The 15,288-nt window shown below is 64.9% G+C and carries 13 protein-coding genes and 1 pseudogene; 8 read left to right on the forward strand and 6 right to left on the reverse strand.

Annotated features, from left to right (window positions below; translation table 11 throughout):
- Positions 1 to 79: 79 nt before the first annotated feature.
- Positions 80 to 1,261 carry an ABC transporter substrate-binding protein gene (locus BM059_RS21040; RefSeq protein ID WP_074941217.1) on the reverse strand — a complete coding sequence of 394 codons (1,182 nt, stop codon included), beginning with the start codon at positions 1,259 to 1,261 and terminating at the stop codon, positions 80 to 82.
- 246 nt (positions 1,262 to 1,507) lie between these two features.
- Between BM059_RS21040 and BM059_RS21045 the strand changes: the two genes are divergently transcribed.
- The 3 genes from BM059_RS21045 to BM059_RS21055 are packed head-to-tail and all read left to right on the forward strand — an operon-like array spanning position 1,508 to position 3,858.
- Positions 1,508 to 1,945, forward strand: a complete 438-nt coding sequence (locus tag BM059_RS21045) for a cupredoxin domain-containing protein (protein WP_074941218.1) — start codon at positions 1,508 to 1,510, stop codon at positions 1,943 to 1,945.
- Positions 1,946 to 3,211, forward strand: coding sequence for a HAMP domain-containing sensor histidine kinase (locus tag BM059_RS21050; protein WP_074941219.1), 1,266 nt, complete (start codon positions 1,946 to 1,948; stop codon positions 3,209 to 3,211).
- Entirely contained in the window at positions 3,208 to 3,858 is a 651-nt protein-coding gene (locus BM059_RS21055) for a response regulator transcription factor (RefSeq protein ID WP_036998410.1), read from the forward strand. The genes BM059_RS21050 and BM059_RS21055 overlap by 4 nt, the downstream gene beginning before the upstream one ends.
- Positions 3,859 to 4,130: 272 nt before the next feature.
- Here BM059_RS21055 and BM059_RS21060 read toward each other — a convergent pair.
- The 3 genes and pseudogenes from BM059_RS21060 to exaA all read right to left on the reverse strand — a co-directional run.
- Positions 4,131 to 4,457: pseudogene (locus tag BM059_RS21060) on the reverse strand (sorbosone dehydrogenase family protein); the annotation flags it as partial.
- Between the two features lie 343 nt (positions 4,458 to 4,800).
- Positions 4,801 to 5,460, reverse strand: coding sequence for a pentapeptide repeat-containing protein (locus BM059_RS21065; protein WP_074941220.1), 660 nt, complete (start codon positions 5,458 to 5,460; stop codon positions 4,801 to 4,803).
- A 163-nt stretch (positions 5,461 to 5,623) separates the two neighbouring features.
- Positions 5,624 to 7,486 (reverse strand): quinoprotein ethanol dehydrogenase, encoded by a 1,863-nt coding sequence (exaA, locus tag BM059_RS21070; RefSeq protein ID WP_074941221.1) that lies wholly within the window; start codon positions 7,484 to 7,486, stop codon positions 5,624 to 5,626.
- 349 nt (positions 7,487 to 7,835) lie between these two features.
- On the opposite strand from exaA, the gene pedF reads away from it, so the two are divergent.
- The 4 genes from pedF to BM059_RS21090 all read left to right on the forward strand — a co-directional run bounded on the left by pedF (position 7,836) and on the right by BM059_RS21090 (position 11,031).
- Complete coding sequence (gene pedF, locus BM059_RS21075; RefSeq protein WP_074941222.1) at positions 7,836 to 8,255, forward strand: cytochrome c-550 PedF; 420 nt, start codon at positions 7,836 to 7,838, stop codon at positions 8,253 to 8,255.
- A gap of 148 nt (positions 8,256 to 8,403) precedes the next feature.
- Positions 8,404 to 9,276: a substrate-binding periplasmic protein gene (locus tag BM059_RS21080; protein ID WP_074941263.1), complete on the forward strand. Its 873-nt coding sequence runs from the start codon at positions 8,404 to 8,406 to the stop codon at positions 9,274 to 9,276.
- Positions 9,277 to 9,297: 21 nt separating this feature from the next.
- A complete protein-coding gene (locus BM059_RS21085; RefSeq protein WP_074941223.1) occupies positions 9,298 to 10,047 on the forward strand; it encodes a quinoprotein dehydrogenase-associated SoxYZ-like carrier in 750 nt (249 codons plus the stop codon).
- A gap of 54 nt (positions 10,048 to 10,101) precedes the next feature.
- Positions 10,102 to 11,031, forward strand: a complete 930-nt coding sequence (locus BM059_RS21090) for a quinoprotein relay system zinc metallohydrolase 1 (protein ID WP_074941224.1) — start codon at positions 10,102 to 10,104, stop codon at positions 11,029 to 11,031.
- A gap of 247 nt (positions 11,032 to 11,278) precedes the next feature.
- On the opposite strand, the gene BM059_RS21095 is transcribed toward BM059_RS21090, so the two are convergent.
- Positions 11,279 to 11,665 carry a hypothetical protein gene (locus tag BM059_RS21095; RefSeq protein ID WP_074941225.1) on the reverse strand — a complete coding sequence of 129 codons (387 nt, stop codon included), beginning with the start codon at positions 11,663 to 11,665 and terminating at the stop codon, positions 11,279 to 11,281.
- A 100-nt stretch (positions 11,666 to 11,765) separates the two neighbouring features.
- Positions 11,766 to 13,001: an ABC transporter substrate-binding protein gene (locus BM059_RS21100; protein WP_074941226.1), complete on the reverse strand. Its 1,236-nt coding sequence runs from the start codon at positions 12,999 to 13,001 to the stop codon at positions 11,766 to 11,768.
- 262 nt (positions 13,002 to 13,263) lie between these two features.
- On the opposite strand from BM059_RS21100, the gene BM059_RS21105 reads away from it, so the two are divergent.
- Entirely contained in the window at positions 13,264 to 15,039 is a 1,776-nt protein-coding gene (locus BM059_RS21105; protein WP_074941227.1) for a methanol/ethanol family PQQ-dependent dehydrogenase, read from the forward strand.
- Positions 15,040 to 15,288 lie beyond the last annotated feature (249 nt).

Below are 15,288 nucleotides of genomic sequence, written 5' to 3' on the forward strand. Positions count from 1 at the left end.
TTGTTGTTGTCTTGGGCGGCAAGTGGTGCGCGCGGCGCACCCTGCGGTTCGGTGTGGGTAGGGTGCGCCGTGCGCACCATCAGTTAGCGGTCCCCGCCAGATCACAGTTCACTTCCGGCTGGTCGTAGCCAAGGCTGTCCATTTCGTTGTTGGGGTGCAGGAAGCCGTCCTGCGGCGAGGTGCTGACCAGCGCTCGTGGATGCACCAGCGGGATCGGTTGGCGCAGCTCGCCGTTCCACGGGCGGAAGCTCAGCTTGCGGCCCTTGAAACCGTCCAGCGGCAGCTCGACGGACAGCGCCAGATCACGAATGGCTTGCGGCTCGGCGGCGCGCAGTTTGGTCACGGCGGCGGCGATGCTGCGCACGGCCATCCAGGCGGCGAAGTCGCGGTCGTTCATCCAGCGTCCGGCCAATGCTTCGAAGCGTTTCTGCAATTGTGCGGCGCCAAAGGTTTCCACCGTCTTGTGCCAGGCGGTTGGGGTCAGGCCCTGAGTGCCGGCCACCGGGCGCGGGTACCAGGTGTTGTAGGGCAGGTACTCGCCGAAGTCGCCGCGCTCGTCGGCCACCAGCACCACGTCGTATTCGCTGGCCTGGGTGAACAGTGGCATCTCTGCCTGAGCGCTGCGGCGCTGGTCGTTGTCGAAGCTCCACGGCTTCTCGGCGACGATCTTGTGACCGAAGCGTTTGGCCGCGCGCTTGAGCGCGTCGGCGTAGGCGATGTCGTCCGCGGTGCTGCCGGTCACCAGCAGCCAACGCGTCCATTTGCGCACGGCGAGAAACTGCGCCAGGGCGTCGGCCAGCATGGCGCGGCTGGGCAGGGTGTGCAGCACGTTGCCCAGGCATTGCGCGCGGCGCAGGTCGTCGTCGGCGCTGCCGGCATTCAGCAGCAGGCTGTCCGGCAGACGTTGGCTGAGCTGGCGCAAGGTATCGGCCGGGGCATTGATCACGAACAGGCGGATGCCGGCCTGATGTTGCTGCTCGGCGGCGGCGAACAGCTCGTCAGCCTGGTCGCTCTCGGCGCTCTGCAATTCGAACTGCTGCTTGAGAAAACGCCCGGTGCTGTTGCTGTCGGTGATCGCCAGCTCGGCGCCACGGCGGCCGGCGTCCAGCGGTTCGGGAATGACGTTGGACAGCAGCGGTCCGCGTGGCGGCAAGTGCGCCAGGTAGCCGATGCGTACCTGCAGCTCGTCCGCGTTGGCGCCGCTCGCCACGCCGAACGCGGCGGCGAGGCAGAACAACAGGCGGCAACTGATCCGGTGCATGGGGCGACTCCTGCAGAGGGTGTCGCCAGCATAGGAAGCGCTGCGGGCTCGGGAAATATGCCCAAGGTAGTGCCGGACACGTACGAAGGTCGTAGTTCGCCTGGTCGCAAAGGCTGGGGCAATGCAGCGCTGCGTCGGGAAATATGCCCAAAGTACCAGTGCGTCAGTACCAAGGTAGTAACCCGGCACAGGCCGTTACTTCCTAGCATGGCAGGCAACGTCCAATAACAAGAACAGGTGAACGCCATGCGTATTCTCAAGGCTCTGCTATTGCCAGTGCTGCTGATCATCAGTCTGCTCGGCGTCGACCAGCTGCACGCCGCTGGCGACATGACCCGCCGCCCGGTGGCGCTGCCCGATCTGGTGCTGGGCAGTGAAGACAGCGACTACTTCATGTCGCAGACCGAGTACCAGCTGGAAACCGGCCAGGCCTACCAGCTCAAGATCATCGCCAGCGGGCAGAAGGAGTACGCCTTCCAGGCGCCGGAGTTCGCCACTTCCATCTACCTGCGCAAGGTCGAGGCCGGCGGTGTGGAGGTCAAGGCCGTGACCCTCACCGAACTGGAGTTCGAGGATGCCGGTGAGGCAGAGATCTTCTTCCTGCCGGTCAAGCCGGGCAAATTCCGCTTCTATGCCAAGGGCCTGGAAGGCAAGGGCATGCTTGGTCATTTCGTGGTCAAGTAGATGACTGCCCTGGGCCGCATCAATCTCGGTGTCAGTCTGCTGTTCGTGCTGGTGACCCTGGCCGGGCTGGCGCTGCTGTTACGTCAGGCCAGTCACGATGTGCAGCGCGAGCTACAAGCCGCTGAAGCGGTGGTCGAATACCTCGGCGAAGTGGCGCGCAGCAACCCTGGCAGCCTGCGCCCGGAGCTGACCGAGAACCTGCGGCACATCCGCGTGAGCTGGCTGCGCCCGGGCGAACTGCCCAAGGCGCAGAGCGAAAGCGTCATCGAACACTGGTTCGCCGAGCGCCTGCTGGGCTCGTCGTCGCTGGTGGCCGACGCCTGGCCGCTGGAAGACGGCCGCGAGTTGCGCATCGCCCTCGACCCCTTCGATGAGATCGAGGAAATCCAGGATTCGCTGCTGCAACTGCTGCTGCTCAGCGCCTTCGCCTTGATCCTCAGCTTGCTTACCATCCGCTTCGCCGTGCTGCGTGCCCGGCGTGTGCTGGACGAACTGTTCGCTGGCCTGCGTCAGGTCGGTGCCGGTCACTTCGATACGCGCTTGCATGACCACGGCCTGGCCGAGGCCAAGCACCTGGCGGCGCACTTCAACGACATGGCCATCACCCTGCAGCAGGTGCAGGCGGACAACGCCGAGCTGACCCAATCTCTGCTGGAACTGCAGGAGCGCGAGCGCACGCGCCTTGGCCAGACCCTGCATGACGACCTGGGCCAACACCTCAGCGGCATCCGCGCCCAGGCCTGCCTGCTCAAGGTGATCGCCGACCGGCCGCAGCAGGTGCAGGACACCGCGCGCCTGCTCGACGACAACTGCGAGCGCCTGCAACAAGGCTTTCGCAGCCTGATCCGCGACCTCTACCCGGTGGTGCTGGAGCGCCTGGAACTTGGCCCGGCGCTGCAGCAACTGGCCGCCGACTGGCAGCAGGCGCAAGGCATTCGCTGCCGCCTGCAGCTGGGCGAGCAACTGCCGAGCCTGCCGCTGGCGAGCAAGGCCCACCTCTATCGCCTGGTGCAAGAGGCGCTGACCAACGTCGCCCGGCATGCCGATGCCAGCGAAGTGCGTATTCGCCTGCAACGCCGTGGCCAGGGCCTGCGCCTGCTGGTGCGCGACAACGGCCAGGGCACCGCACTGCCGCTGCGCCCCGGCATCGGCCTGCGCTCGATGCGCGAACGCAGCCGCAGCCTCGGTGGCGAACTGCGCCTGCACAGCCGCCCGCAATCCGGCTGGGCGCTGTGCCTGAATATTCCTCTGGAGGCAACGCGATGAAGATTCTGCTGGTCGACGACCACGCCGTGGTGCGCCAGGGCTACGCCAGCCTGCTGCGCGCGCTGCTGCCGGACGTGCAGCTGCGCGAGGCCTGCGATGGCGAACAGGCCCTGCAACGGGTGCAGGAAGAGATCCCCAACCTGGTGATCATGGACATCGGCCTGCCCGGCATCAGCGGCCTGGAAACCACCCGCCGCCTGCGCCAGCGGCTGCCGCAACTGCGCATCCTGTTCTTCAGCATGCACGATGAGCTGCCGCTGGTACGCCAGGCGCTGGACGCCGGCGCTATCGGCTACCTGACCAAGAACTCGTCACCGGAAGTGCTGGTGGAGGCGGTCAAACGCACTGCCGCCGGCCATGCCTATATCGAGCAGCCACTGGCCACCCAACTGGCCTGCAACCCCACCAGCGCAGATGGCCTCGACCCACGCCTGCGCGAACTGACCCAGCGCGAGTTCGAAATTTTCGTCATGCTCGCCCGCGGCCTGCCGCCTAGGCAGATCGCCGAAAAGCTGTGTATCAGTGCCAAGACCCTGTCCAACTACCAGACCCTGGTGAAGAACAAACTGCAGATCAGCTCGCAGGCGGAGTTGGTGCATCTGGCGATTGATAGTGGGGTGGTCAGGGTGGGCTTGGAGAGTGCTTGAGGGTGGAGGGCGGGCTGCATTGGTCTGCTCGCTGAGCCGCCTCCCATACAGCCGTAATCCCTGTGGCAAAAGGCGCAGTTTGGCTAACGCTGGGTACAGCTTTCAGACTCGCCGCAAGTCATTGATCGTTCCCACGCTCTGCGTGGGAATGCAGCCCTCGACGCTCCGCGTCCGCTTGTAGGCCGTGGCGCATATGCATCCGCTGGCGACGCAGAGCGTCGCGGGCTAGCTCCCACGCGGAGCGTGGGAGCCATATGTCGCTTCTCTCAGCTTCACTCGCTACCTTCGCGCACCACCCGCCAAACCGTATTCGCCAGATCATCGGCCACGATCAGTGCGCCGCTCGGATCGACCGTCACGCCCACCGGCCGGCCTCGGGTCTTGCCGTCTTCGTCGCGAAAGCCGGTTACGAAGTCGTTGGGGTCGCCTGAAGGGCGGCCGTTTCCGAAGGGCACGAAAATCACCTTGTAGCCCACCGGGTTCTTGCGGTTCCAGCCGCCGTGCTCGCCGACGAATACGCCGTCGGCATAGCGCTTACCCATCACCTCGCTGAAGAAGTCCAGGCCCAGCGCCGCGACGTGAGCGCCGAAGGCTAGGTCCGCGCGGGGAGCGACTCGAGCTTTTCGTAGGGCGGGTGCAACCCGCCAGAGCGCTATCTATTGGTGGGTTGAAGCCCACCCTACGTGCCTGGGAAGGGACTTGCCGGCGGGGGCATGTTTCTGGATTTTTGTGTTGGGGCAGATGGGCGATGGCCCGGCCAGAGGCATTCAGGCTGGTGATCGGATGGGGCGTAGGAGCGGCTTTAGCCGCGAAGCGCTGGTGAGCATCGCGGCTGCCGCCCCTACGGGGTTAGAGGATGGATTGGTGTTGGTGTGCGCTCTGTTGGTGGGCTGAAGCGGATCGCCGCCCGGTCCACCCTTGCGGGATGCTGGTGTTCTGGCCTCAGTCCCAGCCTTTGGGGCATTGCACGCAGCCGAGCATGTTGGCGTCCTGGAAGTTGCCGAAGCGGGTGCGGGCGCCGGTGAGGTTGGCGTTTTCCAGGTTGGAGCCGGCGAGTTTCACCTCTTGCAGGTTGGCATCTTCCAGGTGCGCGCCCTTGAGGTCGGCCTTGCTCAGCCAGGTCATTTCCAGGTTGGCTGCCTGCAGTCGGACGTTGTGCAGCTTGGCCCCGGAGAGGCGGGCGAACTCCAGGTTGGCGGCGCGCATGTCGGCGCCTTCGAATTGCGCAGCCTGGGCGAACAGGGCCCAGCCGCTGATGGCCACCAGGTTGGCACCGGACAGGTCGGCCAGGCGTAGGTTGCTTTGTTGCAGGCTGGCGCGGGTCAGGTTGGCGCCGCGCAGCTTGGCCTTTTCCAGGTTGGCCAGGTCGAGGTTGACGTGGCGCAGGTCGGCGCCGGAAAGGTCGGCGCCGGAGAGATCCATGCGGCGCATGTCGAGGTTGCGCAGGTCAGCACCGCGCAGGTTGGCATTGGGGCATTTGCTGTCGGGTTCGATGCGGCAGCCGTTGATCTGTGGCACGCCGTCGTTCTCGGTTTCGGCGCCGATGGCGTGGCTGCCGAGTACCAGCAGCAGGACTGGGATAAGCAAGGGCAGGTAGTTCATGGCGAGTTCTCGGGTTGGTTGCCTGATGCGCTTCGCGGCTGAAGCGGAATGCCGCCCAGCCGCGCCTACGGGAATGGGTAGGGTGCGCTGTGCGCACCGCAGGTGAATGCGGATGGTCCACCGGTGCGCATGGCGCACCCTAGGGTGCGCCATGCGTGAGCCTTTAGCGTTTGGCGGTGGTCTTGTCCCAGCTCGGCAGCTTGAACACCCAGAAGGAACCACCCTGGGCGACCGGCTTGGTCAGCTCGGCCATGTCGCCGCCCCACAGCGGTACGGCGCCGCCGTAACCGGCAGTCACGCCGATGTACTGCTCACCGTCCTGTTCCCAGGTGATGGGCGGGGAGATGATCCCGGTGCCGACCTGGAACTTCCACAGCTCCTCGCCGTTCTTGGCGTCGAAGGCCTTGAAGTAGCCGTCGCCGGTACCGGTGAACACCAGGTTGCCCTTGGTGGCGAGCACGCCGGCCCACAGCGGCAGTTTTTCCTTGTGTTCCCAGGCGACCTTGCCGGTGGTCGGGTTCATCGCCCGCAGGATGCCGACGTGGTCGTCGAACAGGCGCTTGATGCGGAAACCCATGCCCAGGTAGGCAGAGCCCTTCTTGTAGTGCGCCTCTTCGGCCCAGTAGTCCTCTTTCCAGTGGTTGGCCGGGACGTAGAACAGGCCGGTGTCCTGGCTGTAGGCCATCGGGTTCCAGTTCTTGCCACCGAGGAAGGGCGGGGAGACTTCAACCGATGCACCCTTGCTTTCGCCCGGTTTCGGCTTTGGCGGACGCTGGCCTTCGTTCTCGACCGGGCGACCGGTTTCCAGGTCGATGTGGCTGGCCCAGGTGATCTTGTCGACGAAGGGGAAGGCGTTCTTCAGCTTGCCGGTGGCGCGGTCGACCACGTAGAAGAAGCCGTTGCGGTCGGCGTGAGCGGTGGCCTTGGTGACCTTGCCGTCCTTGTCCTTGTAGTCGAACAACACCAGCTCGTTGTTGCCGGAGAAGTCCCAGGCATCGTTCGGGGTGTGCTGGTAGAACCACTTCACTTCGCCGGTGGTGGGGTCGACGCCGACCTGGCCGGAGGTGTACAGGCTGTCGTAGTCGTGCGGGTTGCCACCGTCGGCGGTACGCGCCCAGCCGTTCCACGGAGCCGGGTTACCGGCGCCGATGATGATGGTGTTGGTCTCGGCATCGAAGCTCGCGCTCTGCCACGGCGCACCGCCGCCCTGGCTCCAGGCTTCCTTCTTGCCGGTCGGGTGGTTGGGATCATCCGGCCAGCTCGGCGCCTTGACGTCGCCGGTCGGGGTGCTGTCCTTGCCATTCAGGCGGCCCATGTGGCCTTCGACGAACGGACGCATCCAGACTTCTTCGCCGGTATCCGGGTCACGGGCGAACAGGCGGCCGACCACGCCGAATTCGTCACCGGAGCTGCCGTGGATCAGCAGGACTTTGCCGGTCTTGCCGTCTTTGACGATGGTCGGTGCGCCGGTCATGGTGTAGCCGGCGGAGTGATCACCGAACTTCTTGTTCCACACCACCTTGCCGGTGTCCTTGTTCAGCGCCACAACGCGGGCGTCGAGGGTGCCGAAGTAGATCTTGTCGCCGTAGATGGCGGCGCCGCGGTTGACCACGTCACAGCACGGGCGGATGTCGTCGGGCAGGCGATGATTGTAGGTCCACAGGCGCTTGCCGGTCTTGGCGTCGAGGGCGAATACCCGCGAGTAGGAGCCAGTCACGTAGACCACGCCGTCGTGGATGATGGCTTGCGACTCCTGGCCGCGCTGTTTCTCGTCACCGAAGGAATAGCTCCAGGCCGGGGTCAGCTTGAACACGTTCTCGGCGTTCACCTTGGCCAGCGGGCTCCAGCGCTGGGCGTTGGTGCCCATGCCGTACTGCAGCACGTTGCTGGTGGTGGTGTGGTCGTTGGCAATGTCTTCCCAGGTGACCGGCTTGGCGAGCGCGCCTTGGCTCAGCGCCAGGCCGCCAGCCAGCATCAGGGCAAGCGCCAGAGGGCGCGGGGTGCTGGGTAGGTTTCTTGTTGTCATCGTTGTGCTTCCCATTGGAGGTGGTAGGTCGCCGCAGTTCACCTCGAGAAAACGATCCGCGTGGTCATCGCCGTCGCTTCTGGAGAGGGCTGCAGGGGCAAGCCGATGGTGGAACCGAGCTCCTCCGGCGCCTACGGAAAAACTCCCGCCCTTGCCGGGAGGATTTCCCGACCGGTACATGACTTGGCCTTGCTGCCAAGGCATCGGCACAACCCCCTCCCAAGCCCTACTACCAAGGGACTAGAACGCGACCACCAAAGCAGCATTCGGCGCGTTGCACGGCCTTTCTAAGATGGTCGCCACGAGCTCTCTACGGGCTGTCTTGCGTGCATTAGATGAGGTCCTAGCCATGAACAAGAAGATCCAATCCACTCTGGCGCTGGTGCTGCTCGCCGCGTCGACCGCCCTCTGGGCGCACGGCGACGTGGTGCCACAGGCGGTCAATACCGATGGCCTGGAACCGCTGGGTGAGGAGTGGCTGGAGGAGAACCCCTATCGCGACAACCCGCGCGCCATCGAGATCGGCGCTTCGGCCTACAACCAGAACTGCGCCGCCTGCCATGGCCTGGAAGCCAAGTCTGGTGGTATCGCCCCGGACCTGCGCCTGCTGGAGCCGGGTGCCACCGGTGACGAGTGGTTCAAGGAGCGTGTGATCAACGGTGCGGTGCGCGATGGCCGCGTGTACATGCCGAAGATGGCCAACTTCCTCAGCCAGGAAGCGCTGTGGGCGGTGCGTAGCTACCTGGAGAGCGTGCACGTCGAGGAGTGAGGGCTTGATGATGAATCTGCTGCGCTCGGCATCTCGCGCTCCAATGGTGCTAACAGTGCTCGTGCATTTGAATGCATTCCGCTTGCTGCGCGCCGGCCCAACGCGACCTGCCAGCGCTCGCGACGATTTCTTCATGAGCACTCGCGCTCTGCGCCAGCTGGTCACGCTGTGTGGCCTGCTGCTGTGCCTGGGCACTGCCCAGGCACAGGTGCGCGACTTCGACCGCATCACCGAGTCGGGCACCCTGCGCGTGGCGCTGTACCAGAACTTCCCACCGTACAGCTACGAGCAGGATGGCCAGCCGCGCGGCGTCGACTACGAGTTGGCCAAGGCGCTGGCCGAGGGCCTTGACCTTAAGCTGGAGGTTATGTGGGCGCCGCCGGGTGAAAAGCTCGACGATGACCTGCGCGACTACATCTGGCGTGGCCGGGTGACCGCGCAGGGTCAGTTGGCCGACCTGATGCTGCGCGTGCCTTACGACCGCGACTACGCGCAGATGCGCAATGAACTGGGCGAGCTGGTCAACGAGCGCGTGGTGATGTTCGGCCCCTACCAGCGCGAGCGCTGGCAACTGGCCTTCGATCGTCGGCGCCTGCCCGAGGTGCCGAGTATCGTTGCGTTGCGCAAGCACCCGGTCGGGGTCGAGGTCGAGAGCGTGCCCTCGTTCTACCTGAGTTCGGTGCAGGGCGGCCTGCTCAGACAGGAAACCCGTCACTACCCGACGCCGAAGCTGGCCTTCGCGGCCATGCAGAGTGGGGACGTGGATGCGGTAATGGCCCTGCGCGGCGAGGTGGACTGGCTGCTGCACGAGGCGCACGACCCGCACCTGGCGCTGGCCGAGAACGCCTACCCGGACATGGGCCGGCAGATCTGGGAAATCGGCATGGCGGTGCACGAAACCAATCGGCAACTGGCCTACGCCCTGGAAGAACAGCTGGAAAACCTGATTCTCGATGGCTCGCTCGAACGCCTGTACGCGCGCTACGGGCTGCGCTACGAGAAACCAGAACAATACCAATAAGAGTCGAGCCGGAGGTGGGCGATGGATTGGCGTAGCCTGGTGTTGCTGGCCCTGTTTGCCTGGGCCTGGGAAGCGCGGGCCGCTGCGCCCGATCCGGTCACCTCGGTGATGTGGGACTACTACCACCAGCGCCTGCTCAACGGTGAGGCCTTCGTCTTCGACGACAAGGTTCGCCTCGAGGTGCCGCCCTTTGCCGAGGATGCGCGCCAGGTGCCGATCCAGATCGACGCCAGCGCCTACCGCGGCAAGGTCAAGCGAATCCTGGCCTGGGCCGAGCTCAATCCGATCCCGCGTATTCTCGACTTCGCCCCCGGCGAACACGTGGAACCGAGCCTGGCCATTCGCATCCGCGTCGAGCAGGCCACGCCGATTCGCGCGGCGGTGCTGACCGATGATGGCGTCTGGCATATCGGCTCGGCGCGCGTCGAAGCAGCGGGCGGCGGTTGTACCGCGCCCAGCGTAGTGCGCTCCGAGGCGGGCTGGGAAGAGCGGCTGGGCCAGGTGCTGGGCAAGCGCTTCGTGCGCGGCGAGGACAGCCGCCTGCGCCTGCAGGTGTCGCACCCGATGGACAACGGCCTGGTCGGTGGCATCCCCGAGTTCTACATCGAAGAAGCCGAGCTGCGCGATGCCGATGGCCAGGTGCTGGGGCGCATCGAGCTGTTCCCGGCAGTCAGCGAGAACCCGACGCTGACCTTCGACCTGCGCGACGACCGCCAGGCCGAAGTGTGGCTGCGCGACAACAACGGCAACGAATTCCAGGCCGCGTTCTGAACGCTGCGACCGGTAGGGTGCGCCGTGCGCACCAACCCCATCTAGGAGGCCTTCATGCGTTGGGTGCTACTGCTGACCTGTCTGTTCGCCAGTCTGGCGCAGGCGCTCGACTATCACCTGCAACCCCGGCAGATCGCCGATGGCGTCTGGCTGCTGGAGGGCAGTACCGATAATTTCGCCACCGACAACGGCGGCAATATCGTCAACGTCGGCTTCATCGAAACCGCGGACGGTGTGGTGGTGATCGATACCGGCCCGTCGCGCCGCTACGGTGAGGCGTTGCGCCAGAGCATCGAGAAAACCACCGGCAAACCGGTGCTGCGCGTGTTGCTGACCCATCATCACCCGGATCACGTGCTGGGCAACCAGGCTTTCGCCGACGTGCCCATCGCAGCGCTACCCGAGACCACCCGGTTGCTGGCCGAGCAGGGCGATGCCATGGCGGAGAACATGTACCGCCTGGTCGGCGACTGGATGCGTGGCACCGAGGTGGTGTTGCCCAGCGAAGAGGTGCACGAAGGCGCGCTGGAGATCGGCGGCCGGCGCCTGCAGTTGCTGGCGTTGCGCGGGCATACCGGCGCCGACCTGGCGATTCTCGATGAGCGCACGGGCGTGTTGTTCGCCGGCGATATCCTGTTCTACCAGCGCGCGCTGACCACGCCGAACAGCCCCGGGCTGGACGTGTGGCTGGCCGACCAGGATCGGCTCGAGGCGATGCCCTGGAAGCAGATCGTGCCGGGCCATGGTCCGGTGACCACTGATGCGGCGCCGTTCGTGCAGATGCGTGATTACCTGGGTTGGCTCGATGGCTTGCTGCGCCAGGGGGCGGAGCAGGGCGCGGAGATGAACGAGCTGATCCGCGCGCCCATCCCCGAGCGCTTCGCCCAGGTCAACCTGTCGCGCTACGAGCTGATCCGTAGCGTCAGCCACCTCTACCCACGCTACGAGCGCAACGCGATGGGGCGGGTGGATCGTCAGGATTAGAAACCTGGGTGTTGCCGGTGCGCACGGCGCACCTTACGCGAATATCGTCACGGTCTCGTAGGGTGCGCCGCGCGCACCCGCTTCGTAGTCCGGATGAAATCCGGGAGAAATATACCTGCGATCCCCCGGATTTCATCCGGGCTACACGCTGATTTGACTCGGGCTACATGTCGCTCTTGTGGGAGGGGCTTTAGCCGCGACCCGCGCATAAGGATGTCGCCGCTGCAGCGCCTCCCACGCTCAGCGATCAGAGCTCTTCGTCGTCGCGAATCAGTACGTAGTGACGGCCGTGATCGGTCTCTTCGTGGTCGTAGACGTAATACATCACTACGTCGCCCTGGCCGGACTGCACGGCCACGTAATCACCGCTATCGGGCATGAAGAAATCCCGGGTCGCCGGCTTGGCCACGCATTCGATATGGGCGGTGACGAAATGGGTGGGGTCTTCTTCGCCGAAGTAGTCCTCGCGCTGGTGCGCATCCCAGTCCTGCGGCGGCTCGAAGGCGCCAGTGATCAGGACCTTGCCATCGCCCAGGTCCTGCTCTTCGGCATCCGGGTCCTGCTCGTCGGGGCGATAGACCGTGCAATCCAGTGCATCGGCGTGGTTGAGGATTTCCTGGCGAGGGTGGGGCACGGGCGTCTCCGATCAATGTGTGCGGGCGGCCAAGTGTCGGGCAAAGCCGTGGCCGCCGCAATCATCGTAGAACCTGTCTGGCCTGCTTGCTGACGGACGTTCACTGCAGACTGAGCACTTCGCCTCGTTCCTGGATCCACTCGTCGTGGCTGGGCGCGGCTTGCTCGCCACTCATGCGGTGGATGATCTCGAAGTAATGTTGCTTGAGCGTGTCACGCATGATCTGGTCGCGTTTGCGCACGCGCACGGCGTAGATACTCTGCAGGTTCTGGTGGTCGAAGTCGCGCCATTGCTGCTCATCCTTGAGCAACTGGTAGCGATGGCCTTCGAGTGCGGCGATTAGGGTTTCGGCGTCGGTGCTGGCGCTGCGCCGGACTGCATCTGCCCATTGCTGGACGATGTTATAGGCCGATGCGGCAGTGCCGCCCGGGTACTCCTGATGCGCCTGCAGGTAGCGTTCGACGAAGCGCTGGCCGGCGCTACTGTTTTCCAGCCTGGGGGTGTCCCAGGTCCAGGTTTCGGTGCCGATCACGTCTTCCATCACCTGCGGGCCGACCTGCTGCACCAGGCTCTTGGTCAGGTTCGGCACGATGATCTGCATGCGTTGCTTGAGGCCCATGTTGTGCGCCAGGCGCATGCTGCGCTGCAGGTTGTCGCCGAGTAGCGCCAGTACCAGCACGTCGGCGCCACTGGCTGCCGCCTTGTCCATGGCGGCGCGATATTGCTCGCGGTGCAGTGGGCCGGAGGGCAGGGCAGTGCGGCCGTGGCGCGCGCGGTCGGCGCTGCCGGTGGCCAGGCGCAGGGTCTGCTCGATGCTGCGGCCCCAGGCATCGTCGATGACGATGTAGTGATAACGCTGGCGCGGCAAATGCCAGGACAGGTACTCACCGAGTACCCGCGCACTCATCCAGGCACTGCCGGATTCGCGAAACAGGTAGCGTTGCCCGGCCTGGCCGGTGACTTCGTTGGCGTAACCCAAGGTGGCGAAATACAGCAGGCCGAGTTCCCGGGCACGTTGCCCGGCGGCCATAGCTTCTTCACTGGTGGCGCCGCCGAAGACCATGCGCGCGCCCTGGCTGGCGAAGTACTCGACGTTGCGCGTGGCCTGAGCAGCATTGGAGTCGGTGTTCTCGCTGAGCAGCTCCAGCGGCTGGCCGAGCAGGCCGCCTTGCTGGTTGATCGTTTCTACGGCGAGCAGGGCGCCGCGGCGCAGCTCCAGGCCTTCGTCCTTGTAATTGCCGGTGCGTGGATAGTTGAGGCCGATCTTCAGGCTTTCGGCCTGTGCCTGGCCCAGCAGCAGCCCGGCCAGCAGCAGCGCGATCAGGATGCGTCCCATGGGCATTCTCCTTGTAGATGGGGAGTTGCCTTTCTACGGGGCGTGCGGCCCCTGTGCCATGGGCTTTTGGTGGCGTCCGCCTGCTACTTGCGGCGGCCTGCAGCCAGATGTGGGGCCGTCGGCAGCAGTGCAGGTATTGCTACCAAGGAACGAGGAAAATCGGCTGGGGGTGCAATTGTTGGCGTGCCGGGGTGAGCCAAGAATTCGTGGCAGACCGGGAAATTTTCCCGGCAATAACAATGAACCCGCAGAGGTAGCCGCAATGAAACACGCCGGTCTTCGCCAGCCCTTACTCCTCACCGCACTCTGTGCCGCCATGCTGTTGCCGTCCGCCGCCGCGCTGGCGGTCACTGATGCCGAGATTCTCAAGGACGCCACCACCACCGACCAGATCGTCACCAACGGCCTGGGGCTGCAGGGCCAGCGCTACAGCCCGCTGAACATCCTCAACGATCAGAACGTCAAGGAGCTGCGCCCGGTCTGGACCATGTCCTTCGGCGGCGAGAAGCAGCGCGGTCAGCAGGCCCAGCCGATGATCAAGGACGGCGTGATGTACGTCACCGCCTCTTATTCGCGGGTGTTCGCCGTCGATGCACGCACCGGTCGTGAGCTGTGGCAGTACGAAGCGCGCTTGCCGGACGACATCCGTCCCTGCTGCGACGTGATCAACCGCGGTGTCGCCCTGTATGACGACCTGGTGATCTTCGGCACCCTCGACGCCAAGCTGGTGGCACTTAACAAGGACACCGGCAAGGTGGTCTGGCGCAAGAACGTCGCCGATCACAAGGCCGGCTACTCCATCACCGCCGCGCCGCTGGTGGTCAACGGCAAGCTGATCACCGGCGTATCCGGTGGCGAATTCGGCGTGGTCGGCAAGATCGAGGCCTATGATCCGAAGAACGGCGAGCTGCTGTGGAGTCGCCCGACCGTGGAAGGCCACATGGGCTACGTCTACAAGGACGGCAAGGCCGTCGAGAACGGCATCAGCGGTGGCGAGGCCGGCAAGACCTGGCCAGGCGACCTGTGGAAGACCGGCGGCGCCGCGCCCTGGCTGGGCGGCTACTACGATGCCGACACCAACTTGCTGTTCTTCGGCACCGGTAACCCGGCACCGTGGAACTCGCACCTGCGCCCGGGTGACAACCTCTATTCCTCTTCTCGCCTGGCGCTGAACCCGGACGACGGCAGCATCAAGTGGCACTTCCAGACCACTCCGCACGATGGCTGGGACTTCGACGGCGTCAACGAGCTGATCTCCTTCGACTATCAGGAAGGCGGCAAGACCGTGAAGGCTGCGGCCACTGCCGACCGTAACGGCTTCTTCTATGTGCTCGACCGCACCAACGGCAAGTTCATCCGTGGCTTCCCCTTCGTCGACAAGATCACCTGGGCCAAGGGCCTGGACAAGAACGGCCGGCCAATCTACGACGACAGCAACCGTCCGGGCTCGCCGAGCGCGAAGGAGAAGGGCACGAGCGTGTTCTCCGCTCCGGCCTTCCTCGGCGCGAAGAACTGGATGCCCATGGCCTACAGCCAGGACACAGGGCTGTTCTACGTGCCGTCCAACGAGTGGGGCATGGACATCTGGAACGAGGACATCGCTTACAAAAAGGGCGCGGCCTACCTGGGTGCCGGCTTTACCATCAAGCCGCTGAACGAGGAATACATCGGCGTGCTGCGCGCCATCGATCCGAAAACCGGCAAGGAAGTCTGGCGCCACAAGAACTACGCGCCGCTGTGGGGCGGGGTGATGACCACCAAGGGCAACCTGGTGTTTACCGGCAACCCGGAAGGCTACCTGCAGGCGTTCAATGCCAAGACCGGCGAGAAAGTCTGGGAATTCCAGACCGGCTCGGGTGTGATCGGCTCGCCCGTGACCTGGGAAATGGACGGCGAGCAGTACGTCTCGGTGTTGTCCGGCTGGGGGGGGGCGGTTCCGCTGTGGGGCGGCGAGGTGGCCAAGCGTATCAAGCACCTGAACCAGGGCGGCATGCTCTGGACCTTCAAGCTGCCGAAGGAGCTGGTGGCCAAGCACTGATCGTTTGAAGCGTCAGACGATGGCCGGACCTTGTCCGGCCATCGTAATTTCTGGCGCCTGCCTACCAGCGCCGAGCTGCTGCGAAATGCCACGGGCGAATTTCCTTACTGGGGAACGCAAGACCGGGCGAACGGGTCTAGCCTTTAGCTTCCATGGCCTAGTACCTCGCTGCCAAAGGCCCGTGCCAGACCGCTCTACTACCAAATGACGAGACGATCTGTGCCATGGGCGCATACCGAGGTTTCAGGG

This window comes from Ectopseudomonas composti (assembly GCF_900115475.1).
Lineage (GTDB): Bacteria > Pseudomonadota > Gammaproteobacteria > Pseudomonadales > Pseudomonadaceae > Aquipseudomonas > Aquipseudomonas composti.

What these genes read in the sequence shown, in the direction of transcription:
- BM059_RS21105 (WP_074941227.1), top strand. Translation starts at nt 13,264, where the DNA reads ATGAAACACGCCGGTCTTCGCCAGCCCTTACTCCTCACCGCACTCTGT.
- BM059_RS21040 (WP_074941217.1), bottom strand. Translation starts at nt 1,261, where the DNA reads ATGCACCGGATCAGTTGCCGCCTGTTGTTCTGCCTCGCCGCCGCGTTC.
- BM059_RS21085 (WP_074941223.1), top strand. Translation starts at nt 9,298, where the DNA reads ATGGATTGGCGTAGCCTGGTGTTGCTGGCCCTGTTTGCCTGGGCCTGG.
- BM059_RS21045 (WP_074941218.1), top strand. Translation starts at nt 1,508, where the DNA reads ATGCGTATTCTCAAGGCTCTGCTATTGCCAGTGCTGCTGATCATCAGT.
- BM059_RS21100 (WP_074941226.1), bottom strand. Translation starts at nt 13,001, where the DNA reads ATGGGACGCATCCTGATCGCGCTGCTGCTGGCCGGGCTGCTGCTGGGC.
- BM059_RS21065 (WP_074941220.1), bottom strand. Translation starts at nt 5,460, where the DNA reads ATGAACTACCTGCCCTTGCTTATCCCAGTCCTGCTGCTGGTACTCGGC.
- exaA (WP_074941221.1), bottom strand. Translation starts at nt 7,486, where the DNA reads ATGACAACAAGAAACCTACCCAGCACCCCGCGCCCTCTGGCGCTTGCC.
- BM059_RS21050 (WP_074941219.1), top strand. Translation starts at nt 1,946, where the DNA reads ATGACTGCCCTGGGCCGCATCAATCTCGGTGTCAGTCTGCTGTTCGTG.
- BM059_RS21055 (WP_036998410.1), top strand. Translation starts at nt 3,208, where the DNA reads ATGAAGATTCTGCTGGTCGACGACCACGCCGTGGTGCGCCAGGGCTAC.
- BM059_RS21090 (WP_074941224.1), top strand. Translation starts at nt 10,102, where the DNA reads ATGCGTTGGGTGCTACTGCTGACCTGTCTGTTCGCCAGTCTGGCGCAG.
- pedF (WP_074941222.1), top strand. Translation starts at nt 7,836, where the DNA reads ATGAACAAGAAGATCCAATCCACTCTGGCGCTGGTGCTGCTCGCCGCG.